This is a genomic window from Bradyrhizobium sp. B120, assembly GCF_049075665.1.
Classification (GTDB): Bacteria; Pseudomonadota; Alphaproteobacteria; order Rhizobiales; family Xanthobacteraceae; genus Bradyrhizobium.
Window position 1 is genome coordinate 6,028,514 of record NZ_CP185242.1, and the last position, 17,172, is coordinate 6,045,685.

22 protein-coding genes are annotated in these 17,172 nt (G+C 63.8%); 14 read left to right on the top strand and 8 right to left on the bottom strand.

The features are described 5' to 3' along the window. Window positions 1-3: 3 nt before the first annotated feature. The 5 genes from ACOIX3_RS28090 (at window position 4) to ACOIX3_RS28110 (ending at window position 3,646) form a co-directional block, all read left to right on the top strand. Window positions 4-981: a YVTN family beta-propeller repeat protein gene (locus ACOIX3_RS28090; RefSeq protein WP_420965244.1), complete on the top strand. Its 978-nt coding sequence runs from the start codon at window positions 4-6 to the stop codon at window positions 979-981. Next, window positions 978-1,787 carry an ABC transporter ATP-binding protein gene (locus ACOIX3_RS28095; RefSeq protein ID WP_420965245.1) on the top strand — a complete coding sequence of 270 codons (810 nt, stop codon included), beginning with the start codon at window positions 978-980 and terminating at the stop codon, window positions 1,785-1,787. Before ACOIX3_RS28090 ends, ACOIX3_RS28095 begins: the two co-directional genes overlap by 4 nt. Further along, complete coding sequence (locus ACOIX3_RS28100; RefSeq protein ID WP_176529981.1) at window positions 1,784-2,632, top strand: ABC transporter permease; 849 nt, start codon at window positions 1,784-1,786, stop codon at window positions 2,630-2,632. The genes ACOIX3_RS28095 and ACOIX3_RS28100 overlap by 4 nt, the downstream gene beginning before the upstream one ends. After that, window positions 2,629-3,246, top strand: a complete 618-nt coding sequence (locus tag ACOIX3_RS28105; protein ID WP_420965246.1) for a hypothetical protein — start codon at window positions 2,629-2,631, stop codon at window positions 3,244-3,246. Before ACOIX3_RS28100 ends, ACOIX3_RS28105 begins: the two co-directional genes overlap by 4 nt. Window positions 3,247-3,349: 103 nt before the next feature. Beyond that, the gene (locus tag ACOIX3_RS28110) at window positions 3,350-3,646 is read left to right on the top strand and encodes a copper-binding protein (RefSeq protein ID WP_420965247.1); all 297 of its coding nucleotides are present in this window, start codon (window positions 3,350-3,352) and stop codon (window positions 3,644-3,646) included. A 37-nt stretch (window positions 3,647-3,683) separates the two neighbouring features. Here ACOIX3_RS28110 and ACOIX3_RS28115 read toward each other — a convergent pair whose 3' ends face one another. After that, complete coding sequence (locus ACOIX3_RS28115; protein WP_420965248.1) at window positions 3,684-4,238, bottom strand: PQQ-dependent catabolism-associated CXXCW motif protein; 555 nt, start codon at window positions 4,236-4,238, stop codon at window positions 3,684-3,686. After that, window positions 4,235-5,116 (bottom strand): substrate-binding domain-containing protein, encoded by an 882-nt coding sequence (locus ACOIX3_RS28120; RefSeq protein ID WP_420965249.1) that lies wholly within the window; start codon window positions 5,114-5,116, stop codon window positions 4,235-4,237. The genes ACOIX3_RS28115 and ACOIX3_RS28120 overlap by 4 nt, the downstream gene beginning before the upstream one ends. Before the next feature lie 203 nt (window positions 5,117-5,319). Between ACOIX3_RS28120 and ACOIX3_RS28125 the strand changes: the two genes are divergently transcribed. Beyond that, on the top strand, window positions 5,320-6,210 hold the full coding sequence (locus ACOIX3_RS28125; RefSeq protein ID WP_420971810.1) for a quinoprotein relay system zinc metallohydrolase 2: 891 nt from the start codon (window positions 5,320-5,322) through the stop codon (window positions 6,208-6,210). Window positions 6,211-6,253: 43 nt separating this feature from the next. Further along, on the top strand, window positions 6,254-7,078 hold the full coding sequence (locus ACOIX3_RS28130; RefSeq protein ID WP_420965250.1) for a quinoprotein dehydrogenase-associated SoxYZ-like carrier: 825 nt from the start codon (window positions 6,254-6,256) through the stop codon (window positions 7,076-7,078). A gap of 25 nt (window positions 7,079-7,103) precedes the next feature. Here the strand turns inward: ACOIX3_RS28130 and ACOIX3_RS28135 are convergent, their stop codons facing one another. Beyond that, window positions 7,104-7,445: a hypothetical protein gene (locus tag ACOIX3_RS28135; RefSeq protein WP_420965251.1), complete on the bottom strand. Its 342-nt coding sequence runs from the start codon at window positions 7,443-7,445 to the stop codon at window positions 7,104-7,106. A 149-nt stretch (window positions 7,446-7,594) separates the two neighbouring features. On the opposite strand from ACOIX3_RS28135, the gene ACOIX3_RS28140 reads away from it, so the two are divergent. From ACOIX3_RS28140 to ACOIX3_RS28155, 4 genes are read left to right on the top strand one after another with little or no spacing between them, the layout of a single operon-like run. Then, window positions 7,595-8,527, top strand: a complete 933-nt coding sequence (locus ACOIX3_RS28140) for an ABC transporter substrate-binding protein (RefSeq protein WP_420971811.1) — start codon at window positions 7,595-7,597, stop codon at window positions 8,525-8,527. A gap of 2 nt (window positions 8,528-8,529) precedes the next feature. Continuing rightward, window positions 8,530-9,267 carry an ABC transporter permease gene (locus tag ACOIX3_RS28145; protein WP_420965252.1) on the top strand — a complete coding sequence of 246 codons (738 nt, stop codon included), beginning with the start codon at window positions 8,530-8,532 and terminating at the stop codon, window positions 9,265-9,267. After that, the gene (locus ACOIX3_RS28150) at window positions 9,257-9,967 is read left to right on the top strand and encodes an ABC transporter ATP-binding protein (RefSeq protein WP_420965253.1); all 711 of its coding nucleotides are present in this window, start codon (window positions 9,257-9,259) and stop codon (window positions 9,965-9,967) included. The genes ACOIX3_RS28145 and ACOIX3_RS28150 overlap by 11 nt, the downstream gene beginning before the upstream one ends. A gap of 41 nt (window positions 9,968-10,008) precedes the next feature. After that, window positions 10,009-10,362, top strand: coding sequence for a hypothetical protein (locus ACOIX3_RS28155; protein WP_420965254.1), 354 nt, complete (start codon window positions 10,009-10,011; stop codon window positions 10,360-10,362). Between the two features lie 3 nt (window positions 10,363-10,365). On the opposite strand, the gene ACOIX3_RS28160 is transcribed toward ACOIX3_RS28155, so the two are convergent. The 4 genes from ACOIX3_RS28160 to ACOIX3_RS28175 form a co-directional block, all read right to left on the bottom strand. After that, entirely contained in the window at window positions 10,366-10,602 is a 237-nt protein-coding gene (locus ACOIX3_RS28160; RefSeq protein ID WP_176529972.1) for a hypothetical protein, read from the bottom strand. Window positions 10,603-10,705: 103 nt separating this feature from the next. Further along, window positions 10,706-11,590 carry a hypothetical protein gene (locus ACOIX3_RS28165; RefSeq protein WP_420965255.1) on the bottom strand — a complete coding sequence of 295 codons (885 nt, stop codon included), beginning with the start codon at window positions 11,588-11,590 and terminating at the stop codon, window positions 10,706-10,708. 206 nt (window positions 11,591-11,796) lie between these two features. Beyond that, a complete protein-coding gene (pqqA, locus tag ACOIX3_RS28170; protein ID WP_009031067.1) occupies window positions 11,797-11,877 on the bottom strand; it encodes a pyrroloquinoline quinone precursor peptide PqqA in 81 nt (26 codons plus the stop codon). A gap of 341 nt (window positions 11,878-12,218) precedes the next feature. Further along, window positions 12,219-12,617, bottom strand: a complete 399-nt coding sequence (locus ACOIX3_RS28175; protein ID WP_420965256.1) for an EF-hand domain-containing protein — start codon at window positions 12,615-12,617, stop codon at window positions 12,219-12,221. 656 nt (window positions 12,618-13,273) lie between these two features. Between ACOIX3_RS28175 and ACOIX3_RS28180 the strand changes: the two genes are divergently transcribed. The 3 genes from ACOIX3_RS28180 to ACOIX3_RS28190 are packed head-to-tail and all read left to right on the top strand — an operon-like array spanning window position 13,274 to window position 16,237. Then, the gene (locus ACOIX3_RS28180) at window positions 13,274-14,938 is read left to right on the top strand and encodes a methanol/ethanol family PQQ-dependent dehydrogenase (RefSeq protein WP_420965257.1); all 1,665 of its coding nucleotides are present in this window, start codon (window positions 13,274-13,276) and stop codon (window positions 14,936-14,938) included. A 13-nt stretch (window positions 14,939-14,951) separates the two neighbouring features. Further along, entirely contained in the window at window positions 14,952-15,302 is a 351-nt protein-coding gene (locus ACOIX3_RS28185) for a c-type cytochrome (protein ID WP_420965258.1), read from the top strand. Next, the gene (locus ACOIX3_RS28190; RefSeq protein ID WP_420965259.1) at window positions 15,299-16,237 is read left to right on the top strand and encodes a substrate-binding periplasmic protein; all 939 of its coding nucleotides are present in this window, start codon (window positions 15,299-15,301) and stop codon (window positions 16,235-16,237) included. Before ACOIX3_RS28185 ends, ACOIX3_RS28190 begins: the two co-directional genes overlap by 4 nt. A gap of 19 nt (window positions 16,238-16,256) precedes the next feature. On the opposite strand, the gene ACOIX3_RS28195 is transcribed toward ACOIX3_RS28190, so the two are convergent. After that, on the bottom strand, window positions 16,257-17,165 hold the full coding sequence (locus ACOIX3_RS28195; protein ID WP_420965260.1) for a flagellin: 909 nt from the start codon (window positions 17,163-17,165) through the stop codon (window positions 16,257-16,259). Window positions 17,166-17,172 lie beyond the last annotated feature (7 nt).

The following is a 17,172-nucleotide window of genomic DNA, read 5'->3' on the forward strand; positions in this document are numbered from 1 at the left end:
GAGATGAAACGCATGTGGCGCCGCTGTCTGTTGACCGGGATGCTGATTTGGCTTGCCGCGACACCGGCGTCCGCCTTCGTTGCCTACGTCTCCAACGAGAAGGGCAACACCGTCACTGTCATCGACACCACAAGCTGGACGGTGACCAAAACCATCAAGGTCGGTCAGCGGCCGCGCGGCATCGAGTTCTCGCGCGACGGCAAGTTCGTAATGGTTGCAGTCGGCGATGACGACACGATCCAGGTGATCGATACCAAGACCCAGGAGATCGTCGACACCCTGCCCTCCGGCCCCGACCCCGAATTGTTCACCCAGGATGCCGCCGGCAAGACCATGTATGTCGCCAACGAGAACGACAACACGGTCACCGTGATCGATCTCGAAAAGCGCGCCCGGCTCGGCGACATCCAGGTCGGCGTCGAGCCCGAGGGCATGACGATCAGCCCGGACGGCAAGATCCTGATCAACACCTCTGAGACCACCAACATGGCGCATTTCATCGACACGTCGACGCGCCAGATCGTCGCCAACGTGCTGGTCGATTCGCGGCCGCGCTTCGCCCAGTTCAAGCGCGACGGCTCCGAATTGTGGGTTTCCTCCGAGATCGGCGGCACGGTGTCGATCATCGATCCGGTCAAGCGCGAGGTGACCGGCAAGATCACTTTCGAAATCCCGGGGCTGCGCAACGAAGCAATCCAGCCCGTCGGCATCGGCATGACCAAGGACGGCAAGACCGCGTTCGTTGCGCTCGGCCCCGCCAACCGCGTCGCGGTGATCGATGGCACGACCCACAAGGTCCTCAAATATCTGCTGGTTGGCCAGCGGGTCTGGCACATGGATTTCACGCCGGACGAAAAATATCTGATGGTCACCAACGGCGTCTCGAACGATGTCTCGGTGATCGACATCGCAGCCCAGAAGGTGATCAAGACCATTCAGGTCGGCGAACTGCCCTGGGGGATCACGATCGCGCAGCCATGACCGCAACCGACGCCCATATCGCGCCCTCGCCGGATGCAGGCCCCGTAGCGGCCGTGCCGCCGGCGCTGTCGATCGGCAATGTCAGCCACAGCTACGGTGCGCGGCGCGCCTTGATCGATGTCAACTTCACGGTTCAGCCTGCGAGCTTCACTGCATTGCTGGGCCTCAATGGCGCCGGCAAGAGCACGTTGTTCTCGCTGGTGACGCGGCTGTTCGGGATCCAGAACGGCCAGATCAAGATCTTCGGCCACGACATCAGCCGGACGCCGGGTGAGGCGCTGCGGCTGATGGGCGTCGTGTTCCAGCCGCGCACGCTCGATCTCGATCTCTCGCTGACGCAGAACCTGCTGTATCACGCCGCGCTGCACGGCATCTCGCGACGCGAGGCGCGGCTGCGCAGCGCCGAGGTGCTCGGCCGCATCGGGCTTGCCGACCGCGCCACGAGCAAGGTGCGCGATCTCTCGGGCGGCCAGATGCGGCGGCTCGAGATCGCCCGCGCGCTGCTGCACCGGCCGAGGCTGCTGCTGCTCGACGAGGCCACCGTCGGGCTCGACGTCAAGGCGCGCGCCGACATTCTCGACCATGTCCGGCAACTCGTTACTGAACAAGGTATCGGCGTGCTCTGGGCAACGCATCTGTTCGACGAGATCATGCCGGGCGACGACCTTGTGGTGCTGCATCAGGGCCGGATGCTGGCGCACGGCCCGATGTCGCGGGTGATCGCGGACGCCGGCGCCCAGGACGTCAACACTGCGTTCATGCGCCTGACCGGAACGGCAACCCTCACCGGAAAGCCGCCAACATGAGCAGCACGACGGTCACGCCTGAGCGAAGCGGCTTCTCGGTGTCGGAATACATCGTCTGCCTGAACGGCATCGTCTGGCGCGAGGCGCTGCGCTTCCTGCATCAGCGCGAGCGCTTCGTCTCGGCGCTGGTCCGGCCGCTGGTCTGGCTGTTCATCTTCGCGGCCGGCTTCCGTCAGGTGCTCGGCATCTCGATCATCCCGCCTTATGAGACCTACATCCTCTACGAGGTCTATATCGCGCCCGGCCTGATGGCGATGATCCAGCTCTTCAACGGCATGCAATCGTCGCTGTCGATGGTCTATGACCGCGAGATGGGCAACATGCGCACGCTGCTGGTCAGCCCGCTGCCGCGCGGCTATCTCCTGTTCTGCAAGCTGCTCGCCGGCACGGCGGTGTCGCTGCTCCAGGTCTATGCCTTCCTGCTGATCGCGTGGTTCTGGGACATCACGCCGCCGACCCTCGGCTACCTCACCGTGCTTCCCGCGCTGGTGCTGTCGGGCCTGATGCTCGGCGCATTGGGCATGCTGATCTCGGCCAGCATCAAGCAGCTGGAGAATTTCGCCGGCGTGATGAACTTTGTCATCTTCCCGATGTTCTTTGCATCGTCGGCCCTCTACCCGCTCTGGCGCGTGCAGGAAGGCAGCCCGATGCTGTATTATGTCTGCCAGTGCAATCCGTTCACGCATGCGGTGGAGCTGATCCGGTTTGCGCTGTACGGCAAGATGAACTGGGTTTCGCTCGCGGTGGTCGGCGGCTGCACGGTGGTGTTCATGATCGGCGCGATCCTGGCCTATGATCCATCGCGCGGCCTGGTGCGCCGCGGACCCGGCGGAGGCGAGGCATGACAGGCTGGCGGCCAGCACTCGGCGCGCTGCTCGCGATGGTTCTGTCGAACCAGATCGCGTTCGCTGCCGACCCGCGTTACCCGGACTGGCCATGCGCGCAGGCCAAGGTGCCCGAAATCTCGCTCGCCGCGGTCTGGGCCGGGCCGCCGCTCGGCGATGCCGAGACCAAGTGGAGGGACGATCCGAAGATCAGCCAACTTGCGACCAAGCTCGCGGCGCGCCGCGTTCCGCTAGAGGATGCGCAGAAGGAGATCACCGAATTCCTGTCGACCGCCGCGGCCGACAAAACCAATGCAGGAAAGCTGCTGTTCGCGGGGCTGTTCGATACGCTCAACGGTCAGCGGGCCTCGGTCATGAACGGGCTGGAGCGCGTGATGCGCAAGCAGCGCGAAGCGGCAGAAAAGATTCGCGACGATACGGTCAAGCTGCAGGCGTTGCAGGACGCCACCCCTCCGGACCAGGCCAAGGTCGACGAGCTCGGTAACCAGCTCGTCTGGGAGACCCGGATATTCGAGGACCGCGGACGCGTGGTGAAATTCGTCTGCGAGGTGCCGACCATCATCGATCAGCGCCTGTTCGCGCTGGGCCGCACCATCCAGCAGGAACTGGATTGAGGCCAGCGACCGAGCCCACCCTCGGGGATCATTAACTCGCCGCCGGAACAAACTGCGCTGCCCGTTCGTTGTCTCCAACTATATCTGAAGTTGGGAGACCTCGATGAGAGCAGCCAAGATCGTCATGACCAGCCTCGCCGCCGCGGGCCTGATCACCACAGCGGCTTTGGCCCAGCAATCCATGTCGGGAATGGTCACGAAGATTGACCGACTGAGTGGAACCATCTCGATCCAGCAGACGCAAACCGGCACGGTGGGCGCGGCCGGGGGCGCGATCCAGGAATACAAGGTGGCCAAGGGACAGTCGCTGGAGGAGCTTCACGCCGGCGACAAGGTGACGTTCACCACCACGGACGGCGACGGCGGCAAGACCATCAACAAGCTCGACAAGCAGAAGTAGCTCGCTAGAGCATTTCCCTGACCGCGTGAGGACGGGCTTACTGCTCGCCCTCGCGCGGCTCGGGCTCCGCATCCGCCAGCGGAAAATTGGCGCGTTCCCACCCATCGGTTCCCTCCGGATACCACGCCACATTGCGGTAGCCGTAGGAGAGCACGCGCTTGGCGGCGTTCCACGACATCCAGCAGTTTTCCTGGCAGTAGATCACCAGCAATCTGGCCCTGTCGTTGCCGGAGGCGCGGGCGAGGCCGCGTCGCATGTAGTCCTCAGTCGATGCGGCGAGCTTGCCGTAGCCGGTGTCGGGCAGCCAGATGCTGCCGGGAATGTCACGATGCGGCCGCTCGCGCCACACCGTGCCGGCGGGCAGATTTGGCTTCGGCGCGCGCGGCAGCACGTCGACGAAGGCCGCGGACTTGTCGCGCCAGATCGCTGCCGCTTCCGCGGTCGTGAGGACGCGTGCGCCCGCAAGCGTTGCCGGCACCGGCGCGCGATAATCCTCGGTGCGGTAGCCGTCGGGCTCTGCAGGCTGGTCCTGCGCGCGGACATGCGAAGCGGCGAGCAATATCACCGCAAGCATGGCCGCGAGCCTGATCATGGCGATTTGGTCGCGGTCTCCGGCCCGATCGGGCGGTCGTTCTCGTCGAGCAGCGGAACGCCGAAGTCGAGCAGGATCTTGTTGATCGCCGGCTGGTTCTCCTGGATCAGGCGATTGAGCTGCCGCTTCCAGTTCTGGTCGGACGCCCGCACGCCCATGCCGATGCGATAGACCAGCTTGGGTCCCGTGGTCTCCTTGAGCAGCGGCGTGACATGCAGCGGCGGGTTCGCCTTCTTGGCGTAGAAGCCGGCCATCGGCCCCCACAGGATGCCGGCGTCGATCTCGCCCTTCTCAAGGTCGTTCATCATCGCCTCGGCCGAGGAATCGTAGCGCGTATCGATCATCAGCGGATAAGGCTTCGCATTGCTCATCAGGCCGTTGATGGCCATGTTGGTCGCGGGCGGCGTTCCGGCGACGATGCCGATATGCTTGCCCTTCAGCCGCTCATCCTCGAGCGTCGTGACCTCGTCCAGTCCACTGCCCGGCTTGGCGACGATCGCATAGGCCGTGCGGTAATACGGATTGGTGCCTTGCGCGAGGTCGTCGCCTTGCGGAAAGCCCATGATCACGTCGCAGCGATGCGAGCCGAGCGTGATCCGCACGAAGCCGGTCGCCTGCGGGAAATACATATAATCGAGCTTCTTCTGCAGCTTCTCGGCGAACAGCTCGCCGATCTTGTTCTCGAACCCCTCGCCCTTGTCATTCGAGAACGGCAGGTTGCGCGGATCTGCGCAGATGCGAAGCACCTTGGGATCGACCAGCTCGATGGACAGTTCGCCCTGCTCATTGACCTGCGCACGCGCGACGTCGCGGTCGGCGAGACAGGCGATGAAGCCGGCAAGCGCGAGCAGAACAGGGCGGCATCCGATAACTCTCATTGCGCGGTCTCCTCTTGATCGGACGGATTGCCGCCATCCACCGATTGCCCGGCGCACCATGACGTGCAACAGGGATAATGATCGCGACGGTGCCGCGTTGCTTGTTGCAGCGCAAACTGGAGCGCGGCGACATCGATCGCGCGTCCCGGAAAAACTGAGGCGGAAACATGGCTCATGGCGGTTCGGTGCTTGCGCTGCTCCTGATGCTTTGGGCTCCGACCATAGCGCGGGCTCAGGAGGCGGAATTGCCTGTGAGCGAAGTCGCCTCCGGAATATTCGTTCACACCGGGGTCACTGCATTGATGACGCGCGACAACGAAGGCGCCATCGCCAATGTCGGCTTCGTGGTCGGCGACAGCGCCATTGCCGTCATCGACACCGGCGGCAGCGTCCGCGAAGGGCGGCAATTGCTCGCCGCGGTGCGCAGCCATAGCGACAAGCCGATCCGCTATGTGATCAACACCCACGCGCATCCGGATCATAGCTTCGGCAACGCGGCGTTCGTGGCTGACGGGACCAGCTTCGTTGGCCACAAGGCCCTGCCCCAAGCGCTGGCGGCACGCGGGCAATTTTATCTCGACGGCTTTCGGCGGACCATGGGCGATACGTTGATCGACGAGGTCCGCATCATTCCGCCGACCGTGCTGGTCGCCGACACGCTGAAGCTCGATCTCGGCGGACGGACCCTCACCTTGAGGGCATGGCCACCCGCCCACAGCGACAACGACCTCACCGTGTTCGATGAACGCACCGGCACCCTGTTCGCCGGCGATCTGGTGTTCCTCGCGCATATTCCCGTGGTCGACGGCAGCCTCAAGGGCTGGCTGCGTGCGCTCGACGAGCTCCAGGCTATTCCCGCCGAGCGCGTGGTTCCCGGTCACGGGCCCGTGAGTGCGTGGCCTGCAGCGCTTGCGGACGAGCGGCGTTATCTTGAGACGCTGGCCGCGGACGTCCGCGCGCTGGTCGCAGGCGGCAAGCCGATCACGGCTGCGGCGGAGCATGCCGCGGCAGCCGAGCGGCCGCGCTGGCAATTGTTTGACGACTACAACGCCCGCAACGCAACTGCAGCATTCTCGGAAATTGAATGGGAGTAGTTGTTCGTCCTATAATGACGCGGCTGCATAGGATCTCGCGAACATGACTGGACATCGCGCCCGCCTGCTTTGCATCGCCAGCCTTGTTGCGATCGCGCTGGGGACACCGGCTGCGCCTGCGGCCGAGACCCATGATCCCTGGCCGGGTCTCGTCCAGGACATCTTCAGCAATCGTCCGATGAATGACGGCAACGATATCATCGGCATCGATATGCCGACGCGCGCAGAGGACGCGGCGATCGTTCCGGTGACGCTGCGCACCAAGCTGCAGCCTGGCGATAGCCGCCGCGTCGTCGCGATCACGCTTGTGATCGACGAGAACCCGGCGCCGATGGCCGCGAAGTTCACGTTGGGGCCGGACGCCAACGTCACCGAGATCTCGACCCGCGTCCGCGTCAACAACTACACCAATGTGCACGCGGTCGCGGAGCTCAGCGACGGCAAGCTCTATGTCAGCAAGGTGTATGTGAAAGCGTCCGGCGGCTGCTCGGCACCGGCCGGCAAGAACGTCGAGGAAGCGAAGAACCGGCTCGGTCAGATGCGCTACCGGCAATTCACCAAGTCCGAACAAGGGCCGGCGACGAGCACCCGGGAAGCCCAGATCATGATCGGGCATCCGAATAATTCAGGCCTGCAGATGGACCAGGTCACGCAGCTCTACATCCCGGCCTTTTTCGTCAATGAGCTGCACATCTGGCAGGACGACAGTCCGGTGCTCGCGATGGAGGGCGGGATCTCGATTTCCGAGGACCCCAACATCCGCTTCACTTACGTCTCGAATGGCGCCAAGCATTTCCGTGCCGAGGCCAAGGACACCGACGGGCACGTCTTCGACCACGAATGGAAGGTCGAGAATCCCGGGACCTGACGCGTTCGCGATCTCACGATCAACGCTAGAAACACCTCACTTCGGCCTCGGCCTGCGCTCGCCTGAGGTCGTTGAGCGCGTTGGCGGCCTGCTCGGACGAGCGGAACTGGCCACCCAGATTGCCGCGCACCTGCGCCATGCTCAGCACGGTCTCGGCAGTGACGTAGCGATCATAGGGGATGATCGAGGCGACCACGTCGATCGAGCAGGAGCATTGTTCGATCGACTGCCGGGATTCGCCATTGGACTTCATGCAGCCGAACACATATTCGGCCCGCGCCGAGGTCGGATAGTCGTTGATCTCCTGGGCCCGCACGCCGACGGCCGTCCCGCCGAGCACCAGGACGGCGACAATCGGTCGTAGCATGCCAGCTCCTGCCATGGTCCTGCTTCCTCTTCTCTTTCCGCAAGCTATGCTATGGATGTTGACCAGAAAAGAAAACATTCGGGGAAGTGGCTCAACAAACGATGATCATCTCTGTACGCACGGTGTTGGCTGCGGCAGTTCTGGCGGTCATGCAGTTCGGCACCTCGTGCACCGCGGAGACCATCCGCGTTGCAGCGCAGAAGACCGGAACGCTGGCCTGGGAACTAGCGGTCATTCGCTCCCATGCTCTCGACAAGAAGGCCAATCTGTCGATCGATGTGGTCGAGCTCGCCAGCCCCGAGGCCGGCAAGATCGCGCTGCGCTCCGGCTCGGCCGACGTCATGGTGTCCGACTGGCCCTGGGTGTCGCGCGAACGCTCGCTAGGCGCCAGGCTGCAATTCTATCCCTATTCAAGCGCGCTGGGGGCCGTGATGGTCCCGGCCGCCTCGCCGCTCAAGACGCTGGCGGACCTCAAGGGGCGCAAGCTCGCCGTTGCCGGCGGTGCGATCGACAAGAACTGGCTGCTGCTGCAGGCCGCATTGAAGCAGGATGGCGTCGACCTGAAGTCGCAGTCGACCATCGTCTACGGCGCGCCGCCGCTGCTCGCCGCCAAGGCCCTCGGCGGCGAGATGGACGCGACGCTCAACTACTGGAATTTCTGCGCGGCGCTTGAAGCCAAGGGTTTTCGCCGGCTCGCCGGCATGGAGGAGGTCCTGCAAAAGCTCGGCAGCAAGGGCCGCATCGCGATGATCGGCTACGTGTTCGACGAAGCCTGGGCCAATGCCAACAAGGATCTGGTGGCCCGCTTCATCGCCGTGACGCGCGCCGCGAAAGAGATTCTGGCGACCTCCGATGCCGAATGGGACACGATTGCGCCGCTGACCGGTGCGCAGGATGCGGCGACGCTGCGCGCTTATCGCGACCGCTACCGCGAGGGCATCCCACGCCGTCCGATCGCTGACGAGGAGGCTGATGCTCGCGTGCTCTACCGGGTGCTGGCGCAGCTCGGCGGCCGCGATCTCGTCGGCACCGCGACCGAGCTCGATCCCGGCACGTTCTACCAAGCGATCCCGGGAGACTAGCGGTGCTGCGCCTCCTGTCATTCGCGCTGTTCATCGCAACCTGGTGGATTGCCTCGCTGTTGATCGGCGATGCCAAGCTGCCGGCGCCGCCGGCGGTGCTGTCGGTCCTCATAGCCGAAGCGCGATCGGGCGCGCTGTTCGTCAATCTCGGCGCAACGCTGGCACGCGTCGCGCTGGCCTTCACCCTCGCCATGGCGCTCGGCTCGGCGATCGGTTATCTGATGGGCCGCGTGTCGCTTGCCAATCGCCTCGGCGATCCCTGGCTGATCCTGCTGCTCAACTTGCCTGCACTTGTCGTCATCGTGCTGGCCTATATCTGGGCCGGGCTGACCGAGGTCGCCGCGATCACGGCCATCGCCATCAACAAGCTGCCGACCGCCGTCGTCACCCTGCGCGAGGGCGCCCGCGCGCTCGACCCCGCGCTCGATGAGATGGCAACGGCGTTCGCCTTGCCGCGCGGCCGCGCGTTCCGGCATGTGGTCCTGCCGCAGCTTGCGCCCTACATCGCGGCCGCTGCGCGCTCCGGGCTGTCGCTGGTCTGGAAGATCGTGCTGGTCGCCGAGTATCTGGGCCGCCCCAACGGGGTCGGCTTCGAGATCGGCGTCGCCTTCCAGCTGTTCGACATCCCGTTGCTGCTCGCCTACTCGCTGAGCTTTGCAGGGGTCGTGCTCGTCATCGAGACCTTGCTGGTGCAGCCGTTTGAAACCAGGCTAACGCGGTGGCGGCTCCGTGCAGCTTGAGGTCAATATCACAGGCAAGAGCTTTGCGAGCGCGGCCGGGAAACGGCACGACGTGCTCGACAACGTCACCTTCACGTTGAACGCCGGCGAGGTTGGCGTGTTGTTCGGCCCGTCGGGCTGCGGCAAGAGCACCCTGCTGCGGATTCTCGCCGGGCTCGACGCCAACTACCAGGGCCATGTCGCGCGCTCCCCCGGCATGCGCCTCGGCATGGTGTTTCAGGAGCCTCGGCTGTTGCCCTGGCGCACCGTGGAGGAGAATGTGCGGATCGCCGCACCGCATGTCGACGACGGCACGCTGTTGGCGCTGTTCGAGGTGCTCGAATTGAGCGTGCACCGCAACCACTTTCCCGGTGAGCTGTCGCTCGGCCTCGCCCGCCGCGTCGCGCTCGCCCGCGCCTTCGCCATCGAGCCGGATTTCCTCATCCTCGACGAGCCGCTGGCTTCGCTCGACAATGCACTTGCGGGGCGGCTGCGCGACCAGATCGCCACGCTGGTCGCCAGCCGGACGATGATGACGCTGCTGGTCACCCACGATCTCGACGACGCAGTCCGACTCGGCGACCGCCTGTTCTTCCTGTCGCCGCGACCTGCTCGAATCCTTCACGTCGAAACCATCGCCGCGCCGCGCGCGGTGCGCGGCGAGCCGGAGATCGACGAAATCAAGCGGCAGCTCTCACAGTTGGACCTTGCAAATATGTGAGACGCCGTCATCCTTGCACGAAAGCGTAAGGGAGAGGTTGGATGCCGCGTGCGTTGATTGCTGTTGGTGTTGCGTTGCTTGTCCTGCCGGCGACGGCGCTCGCCCAAGGCAAGGGTAAAGGCATCCGGCTGTGGAATCTGACCAGCGCTACGATTTCGAGCTTCGAGCTGTCGCCGGCGGGCAAGAACGAGTGGGGCCCGAACCAGACGCTCAACGACAAGGACAAGGAAGTCGACCACGACGAACGCTTGCGGATCACCGGCGTCGAGCCCGGTCGCTACGACGCCAAGGTCGGCTACAGCGGCGCCAGGCAGTGCTTCGTTCGTGACATCGAGATCAAGGCCGACGCGGTGTTTTCGGTGTCCGACAAGGACCTGAAGGACTGCAACAAATAGGAGCTAGCCCGCCGGCGGCTTGCCGTCCGTGCCGGCGCGATCGTTGGTGTGTGGATATTCGCATCGCCATCGCACCGCGGTCCATTTCGGATGCTCGCCGACCCATTGCGCGATGTAAGGCGGCGCGGCCATGGCACATTGCTGCAGCGAACCGCTCCAGTTGAACACCAGATGCTGCTCCTCGCAGGTGGCGGGCGACAGCACGGCACATACAGTGACGATCAGATCAATCGGGTTCATGCGCGATCCCTAGGCGTGCTCACGAAATAGATAGCACGACGGAATACGTAATCAGCCAGGTCAGGGTTTCACAGGCCCGTGACAGGGCCTTGGGAACCCGGCTCTAGAAATTCAGACCGTACACCAGCCGCGCCTGGTGACGCTCGAAATTGACCAGGTCGACGGCGGCATTGCTGCCGGCCCGCTGCCCCCAGGCCTGGACGCTCCAGGTCGCGGTCAGGCGCGAGCGCTCCGAGAGCTGGAAATAGGCGGTGGGACCGATGAACAGCGCCTGCCCGGACAGTTCATCCAGACCGATCCCCTCATACTTCCTGAAATAGCGCGCTTCGCCGCCGATCAGGATATCCGGCCTCACCTTGGCCATCAGGCCAAATGCGACACCGATCGTGGCATCCTGCTCTGCTGTGCCGTTGTGTGGGATGCGAGTCCATTCCGGCTCATAGCTGACGTTGAGGGCCGCCACTGCAAAATTCGGGATCACCTCGCGGTCGAACGCCACCGTGAGTTCGGTGCCGTAGCTGCGGACTGCCGCAGCCGTCGTCTCGTCGACGCGGCCGGCGCGCGTCTCCAACGCGACCGTCATGCCGAAGGGCGCCGCCTCTCGATCGAGAAAGCGATAGCGGAAATCGACCGAGACGTTCTGCCACGACAGCTGACGCCGATCGTCAAAGCCCGGGACGCGGTTGATATCGTACGCGCTGAACGACGTGCCGAGCTCGACACGAAAATTCGGCGCCGGAACGAGCTCGAGCTCCATTTCCTGATTGAGCGCGCGATAGCGGCCGCCGTCCTTGGCGAAGCGCCCGGTGCTCTGGCTCTGGAATTCCCGCTCGCCGACGTCGCCCACATCGGACCCGATCATGAAGCCGAAGATGTGCTCGGTATCAAAACCCTCGGCGTAGGCGCCGAGCGGCAGTACCGCAGCGACGCCAGCAATCGCCGCGCACAGCGCGCCCACCCAACGCCCTCGCTTGATTTCGAAACTCATCGTCCCCGGACCACCGCCTCAAGCCGCACTGTAGGACAAAGCAGGACGGCCCGCCAATCGCGCAGGTGGTCTCGATTTCAGCGTGTTGTGGGAAGGATCTGCGGGAAATTGTAGCGGCGGCATCGCGGCCGCGAAAGACGCCTGCCGCGGCTCGATGCAGCAAACTGCACGAGCCGGGCAGGCTGTCTCGCGTTACTTGTCTCGGCTTACTTGCGCGCTGCGCAGGCGTACATGTTGATTTCCATGCCGACCGGCACTTCGACGATCTTCGGTGTTTTCCAGGCCATTTCCTTCTCCCAAGTATAAGTTGGCGCAAGCGTCGCGCCGCGCGGCAAGCTAGGGCTGGCTGTTCCAGGGCGCAAGCCGGCCGGGTAAGGACCCGACTTCGCTGCTGGGCATGCCGAAACGGACGACGGCTCGCTGACGCCCGCCCGGCTTTGAAGCGACTGGGAAACCCCGACGCTGATCTGTCAGGCATTTTCCGGCTGCCGGACGGCGACGCACCGATAAGCAGACCCGATCGCGCCGGCGGCGTCTTGCCCGAGAGCGAAATCGCAACTTTTTTTGTTATGCGCGAAATCCAGCATCAATAGGCGGAATCCGCCCGGCACAATTCGCAGGCACGGACCTATTTGAGCAGGCGCAGCAGCGCCCGGCCAGCGCGCGACTTCAACTCCTTCGCATCCAGCGTTCCGTCATTGTCGGGATCGGCGGCCTTGAAGCGCTGCTCGACGACCGCGAGATACTCGTCGAGCGTCAGGGTGCCGTCATGATCCGGATCCGCCTTCGCCAGTTCTTTCGCGGTCAGCCGTCCGCGCAATTCGCGGATATCGAGCGTGCCATCATGATCGGGATCGAGCTTCGCGAACAGATCGGCGGCGGCCTTCTTGGCCTCGGCAAGATCGACCGTGCCGTCATTGTCGGGATCGAGCATCTTGAGCGCGCTGCGACCGCCCGATGCGGCCAGAGCAGGACCTGACAGCACGGCCATGGCCAAAGTCAAAACAAGCGATCGGCGCGAAATCATCGTTCGTCTCCCTTGAGTGTCGCTCCGGCAAAGATACCGGCCCACCATAACAGCTTCGACGAAGCTTCCCACAGCCGGAGCAACCAGCGACACCTGTCAGGTTTCGGGTGGAAAGAAACCGCCTCGCGGATCATCTGTGACGTTCGGCAACCGCCATTGCACCGGAGCGAGCGAGGTGACTCATGAGCGATATTTGCAGGACCACGTTGGGCTGCCTCGTTGCGCTCGGTCTAACCGCGCCCGCGTCCGCGCAGAACAGGGCCCCTGCCCCATCGGCAGAGGTTGTCCAGCAGCGCACGCTCACCGGCAAAGAGCGGCTGGGACGCAAATGGACCGACGAGCAGCGCATCGACAATTGCAATGTGCCACCGGAGAAGCGGGGCACCAAGCCACGTCCGAGCGCCTGTCCGCATGCGCCGTCGAGCTGACCGAACCGTTCGCGGTGCGGCAAAGCGACGAGTCACACATGGTGTTGTGTATTCCATGCCACGGTAAGCTACGGGCGCATCAGCAAAAACCTGAAGCTTTCGACCGGCCTCCGGAGGCTGGCTGGGGTTCGTTCACGTTTTCGTATTGACCCGTTTTGGTTTCAGGGGGATGGTTCCATCCGCAACGTCAGGAATAGGCGTGCGGAAAAGGTTCATTGGGAGGATATGATGAGACGCATTGCGCTGGCCGCAAGCCTCGTGATTCTTGCATCTTATGGTGCAAGCGCTCAGACCAACGATCAATTGGTCAAGGGTGCGACTGATACATCGAACGTTCTCAATTATGGAATGGGCTACAATCTTCAGCGCTTCTCGACGCTGAACCAGATCAACAAGGACACCGTCAAGAATCTGGTCCCGGTCTGGAATTACAGCTTGAACGACGACCGCAGCGAGGAATCGCAGCCGCTCGTCTACCAGGGTGTCCTTTACGTCACCACGCACAACGCCACGATCGCGATCGACGCCAAGACCGGTAAGCAGATTTGGAAGACCAAGGTCGAGTATCCCGCCGAGACGCCGCGCATCGTCTGCTGTGGCATCATCAATCGCGGCGCGGCTCTGTATGACGGCAAGCTGTTCCGCACCACCCTCGACGCCAATGTGATCGCGCTCGATGCCAAGACCGGCAAGGAGCTTTGGCGCGAAAAGGCTGCGGACATCAAGGAAGGCTACTCGATGACGGTGGCGCCGCTGGTCGCCGACGGCGTCGTGATCACCGGCATCTCCGGCGCCGAATTCGGCACCCGCGGCTTCATCGACGGCTGGGATCCGGCGACCGGCAAGAAGCTCTGGCGTACCTACTCGATCCCGACACCCGACGAGCCCGGCGGCGATACCTGGAAGGGCGACACCTGGAAGCTGGGCGGCGGATCGACCTGGATCACCGGCTCCTACGATGCCGAATTGAACACCGTGTATTGGGGCATCGGCAATCCCGGACCGTTCAACTCGGCGGTGCGTCCCGGCGACAACCTCTACACCTGCTCGGTGCTCGCGCTCGATCCGAAGACCGGCAAGATCAAGTGGCACTACCAGTTCTCGCCGAACAATCCGTTCGACTATGACTCGGTGGCCGAGATGGTGCTTGCCGACGTGAACGTCGAGGGCAAGCCGACCAAGGTGCTGATGGATGCCAACCGCAACGGCTTCTTCTACGTGCTCGACCGCACCAACGGAAAGCTGCTCGCGGCCAATCCTTATGTGAACGTCAACTGGGCCACCGGGGTAGATCTGAAGACCGGACGGCCGATCGAAACCGACGTCGCCAAGGATGCACGTGACGGCAAGAAGGTCACGGTCTACCCATCGATCCTCGGCGGCAAGAACTGGGAGCCGATGTCGTTCAATCCGCAGACCGGCCTCGCCTACGCCAACACGCTCGCCTTCGGCGGCAAGTACAAGTCCGAACCGGTGACGTTCAAGCAGGGCGAGTGGTATCTCGGCATGGACCTCACCGATCCCTGGGAATGGGGCACCGGACCGCGCGGTCATCTCAAGGCGATCGATCCGATGACCGGCAAGGCGAAGTGGGAAGCACCGAGCGATATTCCGCGCTTCTCCGGCGTGCTCTCCACGGCGGGCGGCGTGGTGTTCTCCGGTCAGCTGACCGGCGAGTTCGAGGCGTTCGACGCCGACACCGGCAAGAAGCTCTGGCAGTTCCAGACCGGCTCGGGCATCGAAGGACAACCCGTCACCTGGCAACAGGACGGCGTGCAGTATGTCGCCGTCACCTCGGGCTATGGCGGCGTCTATTCGCTGTTCTCGGGCGACGAGCGGCTTGCCAAGGTCCCGCCCGGCGGCTCGCTGTGGGTCTTCGCGGTCAAGAACTGAGCGCGGAGCACACGTGACTGAAAGAGTAACCCTGTTGACGGCGGCGATCTTCGCCGCCGTCGCGGCGGCCTTGATCACGTTGATCCCGGCAGCCGCACAGCAAGCCAGTGCAATCGACCTTCAGGGTCAGACCGACCAGGGCAAGGTCACCTACGCCAAGAACTGCTCGCATTGCCATGGGCCCAACATGGTGAACTCCGGCACCATCACGCCGGACCTGCGCGCGTTTCCCGACGACAAGGCGCGCTTTGTGACCACCGTGAAGCAAGGCAAGAATGGCAAGATGCCGCCTTGGGTCGACATCCTGACCGAGCAGGAGATCGCCGACGTCTGGGCCTTCCTGTCGAGCCGGAGGCCCCAATGAGAGCGCTCCTGACGGGCGCCGCGACAGCCTTGCTGCTCGCCATGACGGCGGCAGCGTATGCCGCCGGGGAGCCGCTCAAGGTATGCCTCGACGAGGATCTGCCGCCGTTGTCGGCGCATCACCGCGGCAAGCCGGATGCCGGCTTCGACGTCGCGCTCGCGCAAGTGATCGCCGAGCGGCTCGGACGGCCGCTCAAGATCCAGTGGTTCGAGAGCAAGCTCGACGAGGATTCGAGCCCCGCGCTGGAGGCCAATGCGTTGCTGTCGGACGGGCGATGCTCGCTGGTCGGCGGCTACGCCCTCACCACGGATTCGCTGAAGGCACCGGGCGTCACGACGGCCAAGCTGCCGGACTTCGATGGCGCCACCCGCGACGATCGCCGCCGGCGGATTCCGATCGGGGTGCTGGCGCCAAGCCAGCCCTACATTTATTCGCCGATGACGGTCGTGCTCGGCCCCAAGGCCAAGGACAAGGTCAAGGACCGCAAGATCGCCGACATCGGCGATCTCGCCGGCCTTCGCCTGACGATCGAAAGCGGCACGCTGGGCGATGCCATCCTGATGACCTTCGACAAGGGAAAGCTGATCGAAGACATCACCCACCTCGTTCCCGGGCGTAGCGACCTGTTGGGAGAGCTCGATCGCGGTGAATTCGACGCCACCCTGCTCGACCTGCGCCGGTTCGACGCTTACCGCGCCGATCATCCCGACACCAGGATCACAGCCTCCGGCTATTACTATCCGATCGGCGCCAACCGCGGTTACGTCGCCCTCGAGACCGACAAGGCACTGCTGGAGGCCGTCAACAAGGTGCTGTCCGACCTGCAAGCCAAAGGCGCCATCGCCGAGCTCGGCAAGGCAGCGGGCCTGACCTGGCTTCCCCCGCGCGAGCCGATCATCCTCGGCGATGTCTGGCTGAAGATCCTGAACCGCTGAGCCGCTCGCCGCGGCCCTGCTATTTCAGATAATTGGCCAGGTTCATGCTCTGGATCTTGGCGATCGCCGAATAGGATGCCGTCAGCTGCGCCTGGTAAGTCGACAGCTGCGCCGTCACCGCGGCGACGTCGACGCTGGTGAGGTTGGTGGACAGGGTCTTGGCGAAATTCTGGTAGTCGCTCTGGTTGGTGCTGGCGGTCTCGATCTGCGACGCCGCGGTCGAAAGCTTTGCCTGCACCGTGGACGCTGCATCCAATGCATTGCTGGCGAGGTCGAGCGCCTGCGAGATATCGCTCGACGACAGCGTCGTGCTGTTGCCGACGTATTTCAACAGCCGCATGACCTGCTCGAAGGCAGGATTGTCGGCGGTGACGCCGTAGGAAACCGACTGGCTGTCCGAAACGCGCACCGACGCGATCTCGCTGTCGCCCTTGTAGTAGCTGGTGTCCGATGTCGTCAGCGATCCAGTGCCGGTGTCATAGCTCGACAGATCCACAGGCGCCGCATCGGTGCGGGCGCCGCTGAAGACATATTCGCCGTCATACTGGGTGTTGAGCAGCCCCTGCATCTGCGAGATCGCCTGCTGGGCATAGTTGATCACCGATGCCGTCGCCGTGCTGCTGCCGGTCGTGGCGGCGCTGAGCTGGGTCCGAAGCTGCGTGATGATATCGGTCACCGAACCGACCGCCGAATACATCGCCTGCACCTTGTTGTCGGCAAGATTGCTGGCATCGATATAGGACTGGGCGCGCGTCACCGAGACCTGCAAATTGATCACGCGCCCGGCGCCCGAGCCGTAGCCGCCGAAATCCTCGGATTGCAGCCCGGAGGACTCCTGCACCTGCTCATTGGCCATCACCGACTGCACGCGCAGCGCGCTTGATATCATCTGCTCCGATTGCGCGAAGGTGGCAACACGCATCATCATGACAACG